The sequence below is a fragment of the Pseudomonas mohnii genome, assembly GCF_900105115.1.
In the GTDB taxonomy this organism is placed as follows: Bacteria; Pseudomonadota; Gammaproteobacteria; order Pseudomonadales; family Pseudomonadaceae; genus Aquipseudomonas; species Aquipseudomonas mohnii.
This window is the reverse complement of the sequence record NZ_FNRV01000001.1, coordinates 1,315,759-1,329,222: the sequence shown is the minus strand read 5'-3', so window position 1 is coordinate 1,329,222 and position 13,464 is coordinate 1,315,759. Positions and strand designations below refer to the sequence as shown.

The window sequence follows — 13,464 nt, the reverse complement described above, 5'->3', positions numbered from 1 at the left end:
TATCCGAACATGCCAAAAATGAAGACCAAAAGTGGTGCTGCTAAGCGGTTTCTGAAAACTGCTAACGGTATCAAGCACAAGCACGCTTTCAAGAGCCACATCCTGACCAAAATGTCGACCAAGCGTAAGCGTCAACTGCGCGGTAGCAGCTTGCTGCATCCGTCTGACGTGGCAAAAGTCGAGCGCATGCTGCGCCTTCGTTAATTTTAGTCAAGAATAGAGGAAGTAACTCATGGCTCGTGTAAAGCGTGGCGTCATTGCCCGTAAACGTCACAAAAAAATTCTGAAACTTGCTAAAGGCTACTACGGCGCTCGCTCGCGCGTATTCCGTGTTGCCAAGCAAGCGGTAATCAAGGCAGGCCAATACGCCTACCGTGACCGTCGTCAGAAAAAACGTCAGTTCCGCGCTCTGTGGATCGCTCGTATCAACGCTGGTGCTCGTATCAACGGTCTGTCCTACAGCCGTTTCATCGCCGGCCTGAAAAAAGCGTCCATCGAGATCGACCGTAAGGTTCTGGCTGATCTGGCAGTGAACGAAAAAGCGGCGTTTGCTGCGATTGTCGAGAAAGCTAAAGCCACCTTGGCTTAAGTACCCCCGACAGTCACCCGGTCTCACCTCTGTGGGGCTAGGTGTTAAACGTCATAAATAGGGGAAGAGCCTTCAAGCTCTTCCCCTATTTTGTATCTGGAGTCTGTACATGGAAAACCTGGATGCGCTCGTCTCGCAAGCTCTAGAGGCTGTGCAAAGCGCTGAAGATATCAATGCCCTGGAGCAAATCCGGGTTCACTACCTTGGCAAAAAGGGTGAATTGACTCAGGTGATGAAGACCCTGGGGAATTTGCCGGCAGAAGAGCGTCCGCAAGTCGGTGCGCTGATCAACGTTGCCAAGGAGCGTGTCACAGACGTTCTCAATGCGCGCAAGGCATTGTTTGAAGAGGCCGATCTGGCCACCAAACTCGCAGCCGAGTCCATTGACGTGACCTTGCCTGGCCGTGGTCAGACCTCTGGTGGTCTGCATCCGGTTACTCGCACTCTGGAACGCATCGAGCAGTTCTTTACCCATATTGGCTACGGTATTGCCGAAGGCCCTGAGGTCGAAGACGACTACCACAACTTTGAAGCGCTCAACATCCCAGGCCATCACCCGGCCCGGTCGATGCATGACACCTTCTATTTCAATGCCAACATGTTGCTGCGCACCCATACCTCGCCGGTACAGGTCCGCACCATGGAATCCAAGCAGCCGCCGATCCGCATCGTCTGCCCTGGTCGTGTGTATCGAAGCGACTCGGATATCACCCATTCGCCGATGTTCCACCAGGTCGAAGGCCTGCTGGTCGATCGCGACATCAATTTCGCCGACCTCAAAGGCACCATCGAAGAGTTCCTGCGCGTGTTCTTCGAAAAAGAACTGGCCGTGCGATTCCGCCCTTCGTACTTCCCGTTCACCGAGCCATCCGCCGAAGTCGACATGGAATGCGTGATGTGCAGCGGTAAAGGCTGCCGTGTCTGCAAGCAGACAGGCTGGCTGGAAGTGATGGGCTGCGGCATGGTTCATCCGAACGTGCTGCGCATGTCCGGGATCGACCCGGAAGAGTTCTCGGGCTTTGCCTTCGGCATGGGCGTTGAGCGTCTGGCCATGCTGCGTTACGGCGTGAACGACTTGCGTCTGTTCTTCGACAACGACTTGCGGTTCCTCGCGCAATTTCGCTAGTCGTAACGAATTCTTAGGAGAGCAGGATGAAATTCAGTGAACAATGGCTGCGTGGCTGGGTAAGCCCGCAGGTAAGTCGTGACGAGCTGGTTGCTCGTCTGTCGATGGCCGGTCTTGAGGTCGATAGCGTCACGCCGGCCGCCGGTGTATTCAGCGGCGTCATCGTGGGCGAGGTGCTGAGCACCGAACAGCACCCGGACGCCGACAAACTGCGTGTTTGCCAGGTCAGCAATGGTTCGGAGACGTTCCAGGTCGTTTGTGGTGCGCCAAACGTACGCCCGGGCCTGAAGATTCCGTTCGCCACCATCGGTGCCGAGTTGCCGGGCGATTTCAAAATCAAGAAAGCCAAGCTGCGTGGCGTTGAATCCAACGGCATGCTGTGCTCCCAGGCCGAACTGCAAGTCGGAGAAGGCAACGACGGCTTGATGGAATTGCCTGTCGATGCGCCTGTGGGCCAGGACATTCGTGAGTATCTGAACCTGGACGACACCAGCATCGAGGTCGACCTGACCCCGAACCGCGGCGACTGCCTGTCCCTGGCGGGCCTTGCTCGCGAAGTCGGCGCGCTGTACGCCGCCCAGGTCACTCGCCCCGTAGTGGCTGCGGTTCCAGCGGCGCATGATGAAGTGCGCTCGGTTGAAGTGCTGGCACCTGCCGCCTGCCCGCGTTACCTGGGGCGTGTCATCCGTAACGTCGACCTGTCCCGGCCTACGCCGCTGTGGATGGTTGAGCGCCTGCGTCGCTCCGAGGTGCGCAGCATCGACGCTGCTGTCGATATCACCAACTACGTCATGTTGGAGCTGGGTCAACCGCTGCACGCCTTCGACCTCGCCGAAATCAACGGCGGCATCCGCGTGCGGATGGCCGAAGAGGGTGAAAAGCTGGTTCTTCTCGATGGACAGGAAGTCAGCCTGCGTAGCGATACGCTGGTGATTGCCGACCATACCCGTGCGCTGGCAATTGCCGGTGTCATGGGTGGTGAGCACAGCGGTGTCAACACCGCGACCACTCGCGACATATTCCTGGAAAGCGCGTTCTTCGATCAGATCGCTGTCGCTGGCAAGGCCCGTTCCTATGGCCTGCACACCGACGCGTCGCACCGCTATGAGCGTGGTGTGGACTGGCAACTGGCCCGTGAAGCCATGGAGCGCGCCACTGGCCTGCTGCTGGAAATCACCGGTGGCGAAGCGGGTCCGATCATTGAAACCGTCAGCGAGCAGCACCTGCCGTCGATCGCGCCGGTGACCCTACGTAGCCAACGCATTGCCCAGATGTTGGGGATGGAAATGGATTCGGCCGAAGTCGAGCGTCTGCTCAGTGCTTTAGGCTTGGGAATTACCGCCGACGGAGCAGGGCAGTGGCGCGTAGAAGTGCCAAGCCATCGTTTCGACATCAGCCTGGAAGTCGACCTGATCGAAGAGCTGGCTCGTTTGTATGGCTATAACCGCCTGCCGGTTCGTTACCCGCAAGCGCGTCTGGCGCCGCAAGCCAAGGCTGAAGCCCGTAGCGATCTGCCCGAACTGCGCCGACTGCTGGTAGCTCGTGGTTATCAGGAAGCGATCACCTACAGTTTCATCGATCCGAAACAGTTCGAGTTGTTTAATCCGGGTGTTGAACCGCTGCTGCTGGCCAATCCGATTTCGAACGACATGGCTGCGATGCGTTCGTCCTTGTGGCCTGGCCTGATCAAGGCGCTGCAGCACAACCTGAACCGTCAGCAAGATCGTGTACGTCTGTTTGAAAGCGGCCTGCGCTTTGTCGGTCAACTTGAAGGCTTGAAGCAAGAGCCAATGCTCGCGGGTGTGGTTTGCGGTAGCCGTCTGCCTGAAGGCTGGGCGCAAGGTCGCGACACCGTGGACTTCTTCGACGTCAAGGCTGACGTGGAAGCGGTGTTGGGCTTTGCCGGTGCGCTGGACGCGTTCACGTTCGTGCCGGGCAAGCACCCAGCATTGCATCCGGGTCAAACTGCGCGTATCGAGCGTGAGGGGCGTTTGGTCGGTTTTGTCGGCGCGATCCACCCTGAATTATCGAAAACGCTTGGGCTGGACCGTCCCGTGTTCGTTTTCGAACTGGTTCTGGCAGAAGTCGCGTCGGGCAAAATGCCTAAATTCCAGGAGTTATCGCGTTTTCCTGAAGTGCGTCGTGACTTGGCATTGATTGCGGACAAAGACGTTGCAGCCGCGGCTGTGCTGGACGTAATCCGTGAAAATGCAGGCGAATGGCTGACAGACCTCAGGCTATTTGACGTGTATCAGGGTAAAGGCATTGATCCTGATAGAAAAAGCCTCGCAGTTGGCTTGACCTGGCAGCATCCATCGCGCACTCTTAATGACGATGAGGTGAATTCTGCGACGCAAAACATCCTCACCTCGCTCGAACAAAGGTTGAACGCCACGTTAAGGAAGTGACGTATGGGGGCTTTGACGAAAGCTGAGATGGCGGAACGTCTGTATGAAGAGCTGGGCCTGAACAAGCGGGAAGCCAAGGAATTGGTCGAACTGTTTTTCGAGGAAATCAGGCACGCTCTTGAAGACAACGAACAAGTCAAGTTGTCCGGTTTCGGCAATTTTGACCTTCGGGACAAACGCCAGCGGCCTGGCCGCAATCCGAAAACGGGAGAAGAAATCCCGATCACGGCTCGCCGTGTGGTCACCTTTCGTCCAGGGCAGAAGTTGAAGGCCCGAGTTGAGGCTTATGCTGGAACCAAGTCATAACGACGAGCTACCCGTCATCCCAGGCAAACGCTACTTCACCATCGGTGAAGTCAGCGAGCTATGTGCGGTAAAACCGCACGTGCTGCGCTATTGGGAGCAGGAGTTTCCTCAACTCAACCCCGTCAAACGCCGCGGAAACCGCCGGTATTATCAGCGCCAGGACGTGCTGATGATCCGGCAGATCCGAGCGCTTCTTTACGATCAAGGATTCACCATCGGCGGCGCACGCCTGCGTTTGTCCGGTGATGAAGCCAAAGACGACACCACGCAATACAAACAAATGATTCGCCAGATGATCGCTGAGCTGGAAGATGTTCTGGTGGTCCTCAAGAAGTAAATTCCTGCTTTTAAATACTTCCAGTTTTCAAAAGCTTGCGATATATTCTTGAGCGTTCCTCGAGATGAGGAACAGGTTTCACACCTAGTCGGGGCGTAGCGCAGTCCGGTAGCGCACTAGCATGGGGTGCTAGGGGTCGAGTGTTCGAATCACTCCGTCCCGACCATATTTTTCAATGACTTAGCCCAATCTTCTTAGGTTGGGCTTTTTCATTGGTGGGGAGTTTTTCGGGACTTCATCCCGTTTTCCTCTTCAAGATCGTCAGCACCGGTCCCCGCGAGTCGGTTGCTGATACCATGTTCGCAGCTTCAATCAGATGCCCGAGCTCTGCGCCCGAGTAGTGACTGGTGATGCTGCCGTTCTTGTGTCCCAGAAGTGCCTTGCGGTCCTCCTGTGTGACACCTGCCGCCCGAAGGCGACGACCAAACGTGTGTTTCAAGTCGTGCACCCTGATGGATGCATACCCAGGGTGAGCGGGGCGAAGGTTTTCCTCCTGCCAGAGTTTCGCCGCTCTCACCCGCGCTTTCTTCCAGGCCGAGTCGTTCATTCGATTCAACGCGCTGCCGTTGTAAGGGAAAACCCAGTCCTTGCTCAGGCCTCGCTGCTTGTCGATGATCGATTTCGCCACGCTATTGAGCACGACCAGTCGCTCATCTCCGTTTTTTACACCTGACCGTTCATTTCGGCCGCCGAAGTCGGACGGGATCAGGAATACGCTGGTGCCAAGCTCCGGCACCGAAATCTCCCAGTCCCACCTCAACTTGCAGACCTCCTGCTCGCGGCAACCCGTGTTCACCTTGAACAGGGCCATCGTCTGCAGGTGCGCCGGCAACTCCCCGAAAAGGATCGATTGCTCTTCCCATGTCATGGGGTAGGGCTCTCGCACCTTTTTCTTCAGGTCCAGCTTCGCCAGCATTGGCACCGAATCAAGCCAGGGCCGCCGCTCCTCATCCCGCCATTTCCTTGCACAAAGCGACAGAACCCGTATCACCCGTTCGATCGAGATATTGATCGTGCGTGGCGCTACCGGCTTCAGCTGCTTCCCGTCTGGCGTCACCATTCCCTTCAAACGGTCCTTCACGAACGGTTCAAGTGCCTGGTCATCGATATGAGTCAATGGCAGGTCCTTGAGATAGGGGTGAAGCTGCTTCAGGTGGTGCGCCGTCAGTTTGATTGAGGGCTGGTCTTTGCTCTCGATCAGAAATCTTGTCGCCGCTTCCTCCCAAGTTCTGGTGCGGCGTACGCCGTATACCTTCTGCTGTCGAAGTTGCTCCAGCCGGTGAATCAGGTACTGCTCGGCTTCTTGCCGGTCACCAGTTCCAGTGCTTTCTCGAAGTCGCTCACCCCGGAAAACTTTGTCGATTTGCCAGACTCCACCTTTTTGATAGAGACCAGAGATCGCTTTTCTCGCCATGGTTTACCTCCTTTGGCTTCACCCTGGCGCTCGCTGCGAGGGCGATTGTTGTCCTGATTGGCTGCCTTTTCAATCGACTTGCTCTCGACGTAGGCATCAGCCCACGCGTCCAGCTCGATGCGATCGAACCCCACGCCCTGTTTTCCGATGGGAAACTCCCGGACATTCGGCCTGACCGTTTTGTTGAATTCGTCCTTGCACATGCCGAGATAGCCGGGCGCATCCATGAACCTGATGAACCTCGGTGGAATAGTGGTGGTCTTGGCCGCTGTTGCGTTTGCCATGTACATGCTCCATGCCGCGCGTGGCGGCAGAAGGTGGGGTGGGGATTAGGCGGCGACCGCGTTTTCAAAGCGGACAATCCGGTGTCGACTGTCGTCCAGGCAGCCGTCTTCCTTGACCAGGTAGGAGGCCGGCGAGTAATCGTAGATGCCGGTAATCAGCCCTTCCTTTATTCGTGTCCCGACTGGGACTGGAGGCTGGATATCGTTCTCGGCGAACCATGCCTTCTCGGCATCCCTGACAGCCTCGTCTACAAGGTGTCCAACTTCGTCGAGCGACTCCATCTCGTCGCGAGTTGTGTCCCACCCAGCCCATTTATCCAGCTCTTTGGCAAGGTCGTAGCCGTCCATATGTGGCTGGAAGTGTTGAGCGATAGTCTCGGCATCTGCATTAATCTTGGTCGCCACTATCTGAGCTGCCGCCAGGATGATTTCCTTGCTGGCGGAAGGACGCTTTGGTATTTCAGACATAGGAATTCCTCGCCCGCCGTTCACCGGCAGGCTTATAGGGGAATGGATTAGTAGCGTTTTGCCCAGATTCCATGGGCGTCAGGATGGGTGTAAAAATATGCGTTCAAACTGATATGTCTGTGGGAGGTCGTGTGTCACACAATCTGGATGTGCCGATCGCGCATGTGTACCGGGGCCACACAATGTTCCTCAAGTTCGCCTGGAAGAGACCGAACGACTTGGTACCCGAATCAGCAATAATCATTGAGCCAGCGCAAATCGTTGGACTGGGCGAAGTCGCGGCTGAGCTGTCAGGCCCGTGGACTGATTACCCGACCGCTTTGGATGCAGCGATGTCGGCCGCAGAGCGCTGGGTCGATAGTCAGCTGCCTTGACGCCGTTCACCGGCAGACTTGTAGATGGATTGTGAAATCGGATGAAGGGTGAGAGGGAGGCGGAGCAGGCGAGCTATGGTTTATTCGTTCGCCTCGCCAGTTGCGTACACGCTTTCTCCCCTGAAGTGGCTGGCGGGGTGAACCCTTATCGCCATTGCTTCGCCCATGACAAACTGATCAAGTGAGCTATTGTTTAGGTTTACGTCTCATCAGCTGCCGAACTCCTGTCCGGTTCATTCGGTGGCTGATGGGGCGATTTTTATTCCCCGCAGCTCCTTGTAGCAGTACACGCAGACGAACCAGGCGAGGGCTGGCGCTGTGAGCAAAATCATCAGCAATACCCCCAGCCCAGTCCCTGGATGTGCTCGTTCGGGATGATCAGCTTGTCGGCGACGGGCGCCTCATTGGTCACGGACAGATCACCGAAGTAGCCAAGAGCCGCACGGGCGCGCTCCAACGTCAGTTCTGCATGCCCCAGCTGACGCGACTTGCGGATCTTGTAGGAGCGCAGAGCATGCGCCTTGTCAGGGTAGGCGAACCGCTTGCCGCCGGAATCCTTCGATACGCGCTTGCGGCGCTTCTTCACGGCTTCAGCGGTCCAGCTGTGCTGGTAGCCGTTGATCATGTTCACCGTGTAGTCATCGGCGATGTACCAGCACTGCGCGGTTTCACCGATCACCTGATAGGTGATGCAATGAACCTCAAGGCCATCGGGGCCGATTTCATCAACGTAGCGATAATGGTCCGGGCCGAGCTTTTTCTTTTCCATGGTCGAGCGCGTCCTTGCCGCTATAGCGGCTGACTTTGAAGGGGGAGGGGGTTACGGGTTATAGCGCGGCGGTAGCATCGAGCAGTGCGTCGATCTCTGGATATTCTGGGCGAGCCGGGGATAGGCCGGCGCCGTCATGGCCTGGTCAATGGCCGCCCGCAGGTTCTCGCTGTAGTTCTCACCGATTACGCGCTCATTCGGTTTATCCATCCATTGACCGACGATTTCGATACTCGAGGTGTAGTCACCCGTATCGGCAAGTGCGTCGCTGTGATGGCGCACGTCCCAGAAGTTCGCCTCGATGGCGTCCAGGCGGTCTTTGTCACGCTCGAGCTCCTCAATCCGCTGGTTGCGGCGAGCGATTGCGGCCTGAAGGTCGTCGATGGTCTGGTCTGCGGTGGTCAGGCTCAGCTGTAGGCCATCACGCTCGGCGGTTACCCGGTCGAAGTCTGAAGCCATGACAACCGCCGGGCCGTGAGGGTCGTAACCGATTCGGTTGCCGCTTTCAGAAAGCATCGTCACGACGTTATAGCGATGAACTTCGCTCATCCTGCAATCTCCATCGATACCAGATCGTGGGCATTCACTGCCGGCTTCGGCGTGTAGGTCAGCGTGCCATCGAGGATCGCAGCCTTGATCGCTTCGAACTCCCAGGCGTAATACTGCGATTCGACGTAGACGCGCAGGCCACGACGATAATCGTGTTTCTTGCGCTGAATGAAGGCTTCAGCCCCTGCATAGGTCAGGTGAGCATTCACGTAGACCCACTCTTCCTGCCAGCCGGTGACGGTGTGATCTTCCAACTCGCCAAGGACGTGCCACTGATCATCCTCACTGGCTTTCATGAACTGGCATTCCGACCAGAGCTGCATGGCCTTGTTCAGTCCGGCCTTTTCATGCCGGTCACACTGGTCCCAGTACTCTTTCGGACTGAAACATTCGCTCTCGCCGCTGTGGAAATAAACCAGTCGTTGCTCGGTGTAGTCCATGTCCAGACCGCAGACGATGCGGCGTTGCTCCACGATGAAGATGGCCGCCGCGGTGCTGTGATCCCGGACCCGGGGGCCATTGCAGTCATAGCGCAGCCGCGCCACGAAGTCAGACCAAGTCGCAGCGTTGAGTTCGTGACCGGTCGCCAAGCTTGGAGCAGGCTCGGCCGGTTTGTTTTCTGTGAGCATGGGGATACCTCACTGCAGGCAGCTATAGTTGAAAGGTTGTTTTCCGGGAGTAGCAGTTGTGGACCATATGACATGCATAATTTGCAGAACTAATATCGCGCAGCAGTTGAGGCGCGATGACGACTGGTATTCAGGTGTGTGCGCTGACTGCGGGCCGTACAAAATCGATAAGCAGGTCATGAAGATCATGCAGCAGGGGCGGCGATTGAATTCAGCCTTGATGAAAAAGTGGATAGCTAAGGAGTACGATCGGGATAGCAACCAGCATCCTGCAATCACCATGAACACTGCTGTCTGGGCAGACTAGGCTTACCGGATCAAGCCCTAAAGGATGGTCATGCTGCTCTCAGCAGAGCTTCGATTACTCGTTGTCCTGCAAGCGGCGGCACCGCGTTGCCCGCCATATGCATGGTCAACCGATGGTTGTCCGGGCGCTTCGTGTCGGCTGGGAACGACATGGCGGCAAGTGCCTCGTTCGCCGAGAGCATCCGCATCTCATCGCCACGCACCAGGGCCCACCGATCCAGTGTGGTGATGGTGCCGATCGGCCGATCCAGGCTGCGGCCAGTAAGTCCCGACCCTGACCCGTAGTAGGGCATGATGAATCGATCGCCGAAGCGTTCGCGGCCGTTCTTCACCCGGAGCAGCGTCGATTCGGCGCGCCCAGGCTTTTCAACTGCACTCCATTTGCCAGCATCAAAGTCGATGAACGATGAAGCAGGGACGTGTTCGCGCTGATGCAACTGCAGGTTGAGCGGAGCCTTGCTTCGGGTGCAGACCAGAAACAGGCGCACGCGATGCTGCGGTACGCCAAGGTCCGCGCAATCAACGACATGGGGCGCGATCATGTAACCGAGCGCCGCCATTGCCTGTGACCAGGCTGGGTATAAGGCCCAGGCCGTGAATTCTTCGACGTTCTCGACCAAGACCACTTCCGGCCGGTGGAACTCGGCGGCGGACACGACGGCCCAGGCTGTCGATCGAGATGCATCGTGCTGAGCGCTGCCTGACTTTTTGCCGCGGGCTTTCGAATGGCCTTGGCAGCACGGCGAAGCCAGCATGATGTCGTGGGCCGGAACCTTCGACCAATCCGCTTGGTGCAGGTCCTGGCAGATGTGAATTGCATCCGGGTGATTGGCGCCGTGCCACTCAACCGCGACCGGCCAGTGGTTGGCGGCCCAAAGAACATCGATACCAGCATTGCGGGCACCGGTTGACCATCCGCCGAGACCGGCGAACAAATCGATTGCTGTAGGCATAGGGGATCCTTTCCGGGTCATGCCCGGGCGGTGGAGTTATTCGTAGAGGCGGGGTATTGGTTAAGATGAGATACGGAATAGGGCCGAGGAGGGCTCAATGATTGACAAGCATAAAAAAATAATTGGAATTCCAGAGGGCCATAAGCTAGTCCGCAATGACTTTGAATGGTTGGGACCGGATAGCGAGCAAGATACCGAAGTGCACTATTACGAAGAGCTCAATGCTTTAGGCGAACCAGTCAGGAAGTACGAGGTTTCTGTGGTTACATCAATGCGTCCTCCATACGGAACCAGAACGCATATCTCGATAGCTGGCTGACCCAATCGTGTTGGACGACTTCTCGCGCCTTCTGGTTGGTGTTCGGGTGAGTAGGTGAGGGTGGCTCACCGCGACATCTCCTTAGCCTGCTTCTTCGACCAGGCCAGAACATCCGCAATGACGTTCTTCTTGAACATGCTGCGCTGGCGGTAATAGTCGACAGCGTGGCGGGACACGGAGAAGCAAATCCCCTCTTTGAATCCCTGCTTCACCAGCTCGTCGTGAACGTTCTTCTCGATGAATTCATGAGGTGTCATAGCGGCACCCATTCGTTCTTGGCGTTGTAGTGACCGCGCCATTCGCCAAGCTTGAATACCAGAGTGCCGGGAGTGCACAGCCAGGCTCTTGTGATCGGTCCGCCAGTTAGGCTGTAACTCGATTTGAGAGCGCGCAGGACGCGCCGACGGATGCGCGGACGTGACAGGTCAATCCGCTTGATGCGGAGGGGGGGGGTAGACATTGATTGCCTCCAGGTGCGCGCCTGCCTCGCCGGCTGGCGTGATTTAGTAAAGTGCGAATTCGGGCTACGCTTAAAACGTCAGTTTGAGGCGTGTTTTATGATTGATAGCGAAAACAAGGAGTTGGGAATGTCGGATTGCGCATACTGCGGTTTAACGATGGACTTCGTTCCCGATAATGACAGGCAACGGTTCGAGATACAGTGTGAGCACTGTCACAAGATCAACATCGTGAGTTGGAAAGTTTGGCAGACAGGCGTTTGGTATACAGGGGTTAAGCAAGACTAAAGCGCAGTAAGTGAGTCAGTCGCCGCTCTTGGTGGCTGGCGTGATTCGTTGAAGTGGGGTATTGGTTGATGGTTCGGTATAACGCCGAATAAAGGAGGTCGCGATGAGCTACAAAACCAGAGTCGCCTTTACGGTCAAGGAGACGGTCGACGGGCGACCCTTTTTGATTATGGCGTTTCAAGACGACATCCCAGGACTTCCGGCTGATCCGCCCTTTTTCGATCTGAGAGAAGGCGCGACCATGGAGGAGGCAGAACTGGTTGCTGAATTTTTGAACGCTAGAATCGCTTCCTATCGCCCGTTCCCTATGATTCCAAAGGATGTCTGAGTGATAGATTTCGCTCAGTGCAATAGGTGATGGGGAGCTGCGCAGCCTGGCGCGCACTTTCGCCGTGCGGCAGGCGCGCCAGCTCCTGCCGCGCCGCTTCAATCTCTCCAGTGTGGCGTCCGCGCTCGCTGTCGATGTTCACCTCAGATCCATTTGGCCGGCGAATCGTCCGTGCTCCGCGCGGCCCACGCTCAACGGCGTAACCAAGACGCCGCCATAGCCCGTTGGGGCTTTCGAATTGTGGGGTCAAGGTTATCTCCGGGTGGGCGCCGCCCTCCGTGACCGGTGGTGGCAATTTGGTAGGGGATGGTGTTTTATGCGATCGGTTACCGGCACGGAGCTGGTTCAAGGAGTTTCAGGTGGATATAGTAGAATTTTTTCAAGAATATAACGGGACTTTGGCTGTTCTGATATCGATAGTGATTGCTCTTATCGCTTTTTATAATTACATAGTTGTAAGGCGTTCTGAGGAAAGAGGGAGGCAATACGATCGTTATCATAGATTGCTAGAGGATTTGAATATAAGAAATCAAGGGGATGCTCCATTTATCGATAGGCAGATTGCTGTTGTTTATGAGCTTAGAAATTTTCCCGAATATTATCCTGTTACTTTAAGAATTTTAAAGCGCTCTCTTGCCCACTGGAGATATCTTGAGCAGACGTCTAAGATTCTGAATGATAGGGTCAACACACTTTTTTCCGAGGCGGAATTAACTATAAGATTTATTAAGGAGTATTACGAGGTTAGAAGTTATCTCTGTCTAGATAATGGTGAAGGGTAAGGTTTCATCCCCGGGATTGCGTCGTAATTCCTTCAAGCTCTCCTCTCGGAACATTCGCGACACCTTTTCTGGTATCTCATAAGGTGTCGTGACACTCCGCAACATCCAGGCCTGGGCTTCGAAGTCGGCAGCGATCAAGTTGATCAGCAGCCGCTGGTGTATGTCCTGCTGGTTGTTTATGCCGTGGGCCTTCATTACTCGCTTCAGGTCAGGCTTGAACACCCCGGCAACCTCAACAGTGAATTTCTCGATGCCCAATGCAGCATCCCTTGCTGCGGCCTTCTCGCGTTTCTTGCGCTGCTTCTTGGCTTCCGCCGTCAGCTCCTGTTCCTCGGCCATGACCTACCTCTTCTATCCCACTGGCCGGCAATGCCAGCCAGGTTTGTCGTTTGCGTTGTTGGACGCGGGCTATGCGGCGCATCAACTCGCCGCCGGGAAGTCGAGCGCGTAATCGGCGATCAACCGCCGGCAAAGCGTCTCGCTGATGCCGATATGCTTGCTGGCCTTGTAGCGCGTCATGCCGGCCGCTTTGCATTCCATGAGCCGGGCAGCCAGTGCAGCCTTTTCATCATCAGTGATGAGCCTGCCGCGCTTTGTCGGCTTTGCGGCGATCTTGGCGTAGCCATATTTGGGAGGCTCGGCGCCTGGTGTGGCCAGGCTATCTTTCCCCACGCCGATAGGGATTAACTGCTGCCGGCCTCCAGATGCAAAAAAGGCAGCTTTCGCCGCCTCCAGTTTCATCTGTGCGATGTTGTTTCTGTCGATTGCTGGGTCCAT

Annotated in this window: 20 protein-coding genes and 1 tRNA gene; 10 read left to right on the top strand and 11 right to left on the bottom strand. The window is 56.2% G+C overall.

The annotated features are described in order from the left end of the window. Nucleotides 1-9 precede the first annotated feature (9 nt). The 7 genes from rpmI to BLV61_RS06200 all read left to right on the top strand — a co-directional run bounded on the left by rpmI (nucleotide 10) and on the right by BLV61_RS06200 (nucleotide 4,932). Entirely contained in the window at nucleotides 10-204 is a 195-nt protein-coding gene (gene rpmI / locus BLV61_RS06230) for a 50S ribosomal protein L35 (RefSeq protein WP_002553160.1), read from the top strand. 28 nt (nucleotides 205-232) lie between these two features. Continuing rightward, the gene (rplT, locus tag BLV61_RS06225; protein WP_007905879.1) at nucleotides 233-589 is read left to right on the top strand and encodes a 50S ribosomal protein L20; all 357 of its coding nucleotides are present in this window, start codon (nucleotides 233-235) and stop codon (nucleotides 587-589) included. A 109-nt stretch (nucleotides 590-698) separates the two neighbouring features. After that, nucleotides 699-1,715 (top strand): phenylalanine--tRNA ligase subunit alpha, encoded by a 1,017-nt coding sequence (pheS, locus tag BLV61_RS06220; protein WP_047531155.1) that lies wholly within the window; start codon nucleotides 699-701, stop codon nucleotides 1,713-1,715. Between the two features lie 26 nt (nucleotides 1,716-1,741). After that, nucleotides 1,742-4,123 (top strand): phenylalanine--tRNA ligase subunit beta, encoded by a 2,382-nt coding sequence (gene pheT / locus BLV61_RS06215; RefSeq protein ID WP_090463596.1) that lies wholly within the window; start codon nucleotides 1,742-1,744, stop codon nucleotides 4,121-4,123. 3 nt (nucleotides 4,124-4,126) lie between these two features. Beyond that, nucleotides 4,127-4,429 (top strand): integration host factor subunit alpha, encoded by a 303-nt coding sequence (ihfA, locus tag BLV61_RS06210; RefSeq protein ID WP_002553164.1) that lies wholly within the window; start codon nucleotides 4,127-4,129, stop codon nucleotides 4,427-4,429. Continuing rightward, entirely contained in the window at nucleotides 4,410-4,766 is a 357-nt protein-coding gene (locus BLV61_RS06205) for a MerR family transcriptional regulator (RefSeq protein WP_003179985.1), read from the top strand. Before ihfA ends, BLV61_RS06205 begins: the two co-directional genes overlap by 20 nt. Nucleotides 4,767-4,855: 89 nt before the next feature. Continuing rightward, nucleotides 4,856-4,932, top strand: a tRNA-Pro gene (locus tag BLV61_RS06200). Between the two features lie 69 nt (nucleotides 4,933-5,001). On the opposite strand, the gene BLV61_RS06195 is transcribed toward BLV61_RS06200, so the two are convergent. The 7 genes from BLV61_RS06195 to BLV61_RS06160 all read right to left on the bottom strand — a co-directional run bounded on the left by BLV61_RS06195 (nucleotide 5,002) and on the right by BLV61_RS06160 (nucleotide 10,512). Then, complete coding sequence (locus BLV61_RS06195) at nucleotides 5,002-6,129, bottom strand: tyrosine-type recombinase/integrase (RefSeq protein ID WP_244159967.1); 1,128 nt, start codon at nucleotides 6,127-6,129, stop codon at nucleotides 5,002-5,004. Beyond that, complete coding sequence (locus BLV61_RS31580) at nucleotides 6,051-6,464, bottom strand: hypothetical protein (protein ID WP_244159833.1); 414 nt, start codon at nucleotides 6,462-6,464, stop codon at nucleotides 6,051-6,053. The genes BLV61_RS06195 and BLV61_RS31580 overlap by 79 nt, the downstream gene beginning before the upstream one ends. A 45-nt stretch (nucleotides 6,465-6,509) precedes the next feature. After that, a complete protein-coding gene (locus BLV61_RS06190) occupies nucleotides 6,510-6,932 on the bottom strand; it encodes a hypothetical protein (RefSeq protein WP_090463590.1) in 423 nt (140 codons plus the stop codon). 705 nt (nucleotides 6,933-7,637) lie between these two features. Beyond that, on the bottom strand, nucleotides 7,638-8,075 hold the full coding sequence (locus BLV61_RS06180; protein ID WP_090463587.1) for a hypothetical protein: 438 nt from the start codon (nucleotides 8,073-8,075) through the stop codon (nucleotides 7,638-7,640). 51 nt (nucleotides 8,076-8,126) lie between these two features. After that, a complete protein-coding gene (locus BLV61_RS31575) occupies nucleotides 8,127-8,624 on the bottom strand; it encodes a phage scaffolding protein (protein WP_244159823.1) in 498 nt (165 codons plus the stop codon). Continuing rightward, complete coding sequence (locus tag BLV61_RS06170; RefSeq protein ID WP_090463584.1) at nucleotides 8,621-9,253, bottom strand: hypothetical protein; 633 nt, start codon at nucleotides 9,251-9,253, stop codon at nucleotides 8,621-8,623. The genes BLV61_RS31575 and BLV61_RS06170 overlap by 4 nt, the downstream gene beginning before the upstream one ends. A gap of 335 nt (nucleotides 9,254-9,588) precedes the next feature. Next, the gene (locus BLV61_RS06160; RefSeq protein ID WP_090463578.1) at nucleotides 9,589-10,512 is read right to left on the bottom strand and encodes a DNA cytosine methyltransferase; all 924 of its coding nucleotides are present in this window, start codon (nucleotides 10,510-10,512) and stop codon (nucleotides 9,589-9,591) included. A 97-nt stretch (nucleotides 10,513-10,609) separates the two neighbouring features. On the opposite strand from BLV61_RS06160, the gene BLV61_RS06155 reads away from it, so the two are divergent. After that, nucleotides 10,610-10,831 (top strand): hypothetical protein, encoded by a 222-nt coding sequence (locus tag BLV61_RS06155; RefSeq protein WP_047528583.1) that lies wholly within the window; start codon nucleotides 10,610-10,612, stop codon nucleotides 10,829-10,831. A gap of 65 nt (nucleotides 10,832-10,896) precedes the next feature. Here the strand turns inward: BLV61_RS06155 and BLV61_RS06150 are convergent, their stop codons facing one another. Both BLV61_RS06150 and BLV61_RS06145 read right to left on the bottom strand, forming a co-directional pair. After that, complete coding sequence (locus tag BLV61_RS06150) at nucleotides 10,897-11,088, bottom strand: hypothetical protein (protein ID WP_090463575.1); 192 nt, start codon at nucleotides 11,086-11,088, stop codon at nucleotides 10,897-10,899. Next, a complete protein-coding gene (locus tag BLV61_RS06145; RefSeq protein WP_090463572.1) occupies nucleotides 11,085-11,291 on the bottom strand; it encodes a hypothetical protein in 207 nt (68 codons plus the stop codon). Before BLV61_RS06145 ends, BLV61_RS06150 begins: the two co-directional genes overlap by 4 nt. A gap of 389 nt (nucleotides 11,292-11,680) precedes the next feature. On the opposite strand from BLV61_RS06145, the gene BLV61_RS06135 reads away from it, so the two are divergent. Together BLV61_RS06135 and BLV61_RS06130 are read left to right on the top strand one after the other, a co-directional pair. After that, nucleotides 11,681-11,905 (top strand): hypothetical protein, encoded by a 225-nt coding sequence (locus tag BLV61_RS06135; protein WP_090463566.1) that lies wholly within the window; start codon nucleotides 11,681-11,683, stop codon nucleotides 11,903-11,905. 359 nt (nucleotides 11,906-12,264) lie between these two features. Then, nucleotides 12,265-12,687, top strand: a complete 423-nt coding sequence (locus BLV61_RS06130; RefSeq protein WP_090463560.1) for a hypothetical protein — start codon at nucleotides 12,265-12,267, stop codon at nucleotides 12,685-12,687. Here the strand turns inward: BLV61_RS06130 and BLV61_RS06125 are convergent. Continuing rightward, nucleotides 12,667-13,026: a hypothetical protein gene (locus BLV61_RS06125; protein ID WP_090463557.1), complete on the bottom strand. Its 360-nt coding sequence runs from the start codon at nucleotides 13,024-13,026 to the stop codon at nucleotides 12,667-12,669. The genes BLV61_RS06130 and BLV61_RS06125 overlap by 21 nt on opposite strands. Nucleotides 13,027-13,107: 81 nt before the next feature. Continuing rightward, a complete protein-coding gene (locus BLV61_RS06120; RefSeq protein WP_090463553.1) occupies nucleotides 13,108-13,464 on the bottom strand; it encodes a hypothetical protein in 357 nt (118 codons plus the stop codon).

What these genes read in the sequence shown, in the direction of transcription:
- rpmI (WP_002553160.1), top strand. Translation starts at nt 10, where the DNA reads ATGCCAAAAATGAAGACCAAAAGTGGTGCTGCTAAGCGGTTTCTGAAA.
- rplT (WP_007905879.1), top strand. Translation starts at nt 233, where the DNA reads ATGGCTCGTGTAAAGCGTGGCGTCATTGCCCGTAAACGTCACAAAAAA.
- pheS (WP_047531155.1), top strand. Translation starts at nt 699, where the DNA reads ATGGAAAACCTGGATGCGCTCGTCTCGCAAGCTCTAGAGGCTGTGCAA.
- pheT (WP_090463596.1), top strand. Translation starts at nt 1,742, where the DNA reads ATGAAATTCAGTGAACAATGGCTGCGTGGCTGGGTAAGCCCGCAGGTA.
- ihfA (WP_002553164.1), top strand. Translation starts at nt 4,127, where the DNA reads ATGGGGGCTTTGACGAAAGCTGAGATGGCGGAACGTCTGTATGAAGAG.
- BLV61_RS06205 (WP_003179985.1), top strand. Translation starts at nt 4,410, where the DNA reads ATGCTGGAACCAAGTCATAACGACGAGCTACCCGTCATCCCAGGCAAA.
- BLV61_RS31580 (WP_244159833.1), bottom strand. Translation starts at nt 6,464, where the DNA reads ATGGCAAACGCAACAGCGGCCAAGACCACCACTATTCCACCGAGGTTC.
- BLV61_RS06190 (WP_090463590.1), bottom strand. Translation starts at nt 6,932, where the DNA reads ATGTCTGAAATACCAAAGCGTCCTTCCGCCAGCAAGGAAATCATCCTG.
- BLV61_RS06180 (WP_090463587.1), bottom strand. Translation starts at nt 8,075, where the DNA reads ATGGAAAAGAAAAAGCTCGGCCCGGACCATTATCGCTACGTTGATGAA.
- BLV61_RS31575 (WP_244159823.1), bottom strand. Translation starts at nt 8,624, where the DNA reads ATGAGCGAAGTTCATCGCTATAACGTCGTGACGATGCTTTCTGAAAGC.
- BLV61_RS06170 (WP_090463584.1), bottom strand. Translation starts at nt 9,253, where the DNA reads ATGCTCACAGAAAACAAACCGGCCGAGCCTGCTCCAAGCTTGGCGACC.
- BLV61_RS06160 (WP_090463578.1), bottom strand. Translation starts at nt 10,512, where the DNA reads ATGCCTACAGCAATCGATTTGTTCGCCGGTCTCGGCGGATGGTCAACC.
- BLV61_RS06155 (WP_047528583.1), top strand. Translation starts at nt 10,610, where the DNA reads ATGATTGACAAGCATAAAAAAATAATTGGAATTCCAGAGGGCCATAAG.
- BLV61_RS06150 (WP_090463575.1), bottom strand. Translation starts at nt 11,088, where the DNA reads ATGACACCTCATGAATTCATCGAGAAGAACGTTCACGACGAGCTGGTG.
- BLV61_RS06145 (WP_090463572.1), bottom strand. Translation starts at nt 11,291, where the DNA reads ATGTCTACCCCCCCCCTCCGCATCAAGCGGATTGACCTGTCACGTCCG.
- BLV61_RS06135 (WP_090463566.1), top strand. Translation starts at nt 11,681, where the DNA reads ATGAGCTACAAAACCAGAGTCGCCTTTACGGTCAAGGAGACGGTCGAC.
- BLV61_RS06125 (WP_090463557.1), bottom strand. Translation starts at nt 13,026, where the DNA reads ATGGCCGAGGAACAGGAGCTGACGGCGGAAGCCAAGAAGCAGCGCAAG.
- BLV61_RS06120 (WP_090463553.1), bottom strand. Translation starts at nt 13,464, where the DNA reads ATGGACCCAGCAATCGACAGAAACAACATCGCACAGATGAAACTGGAG.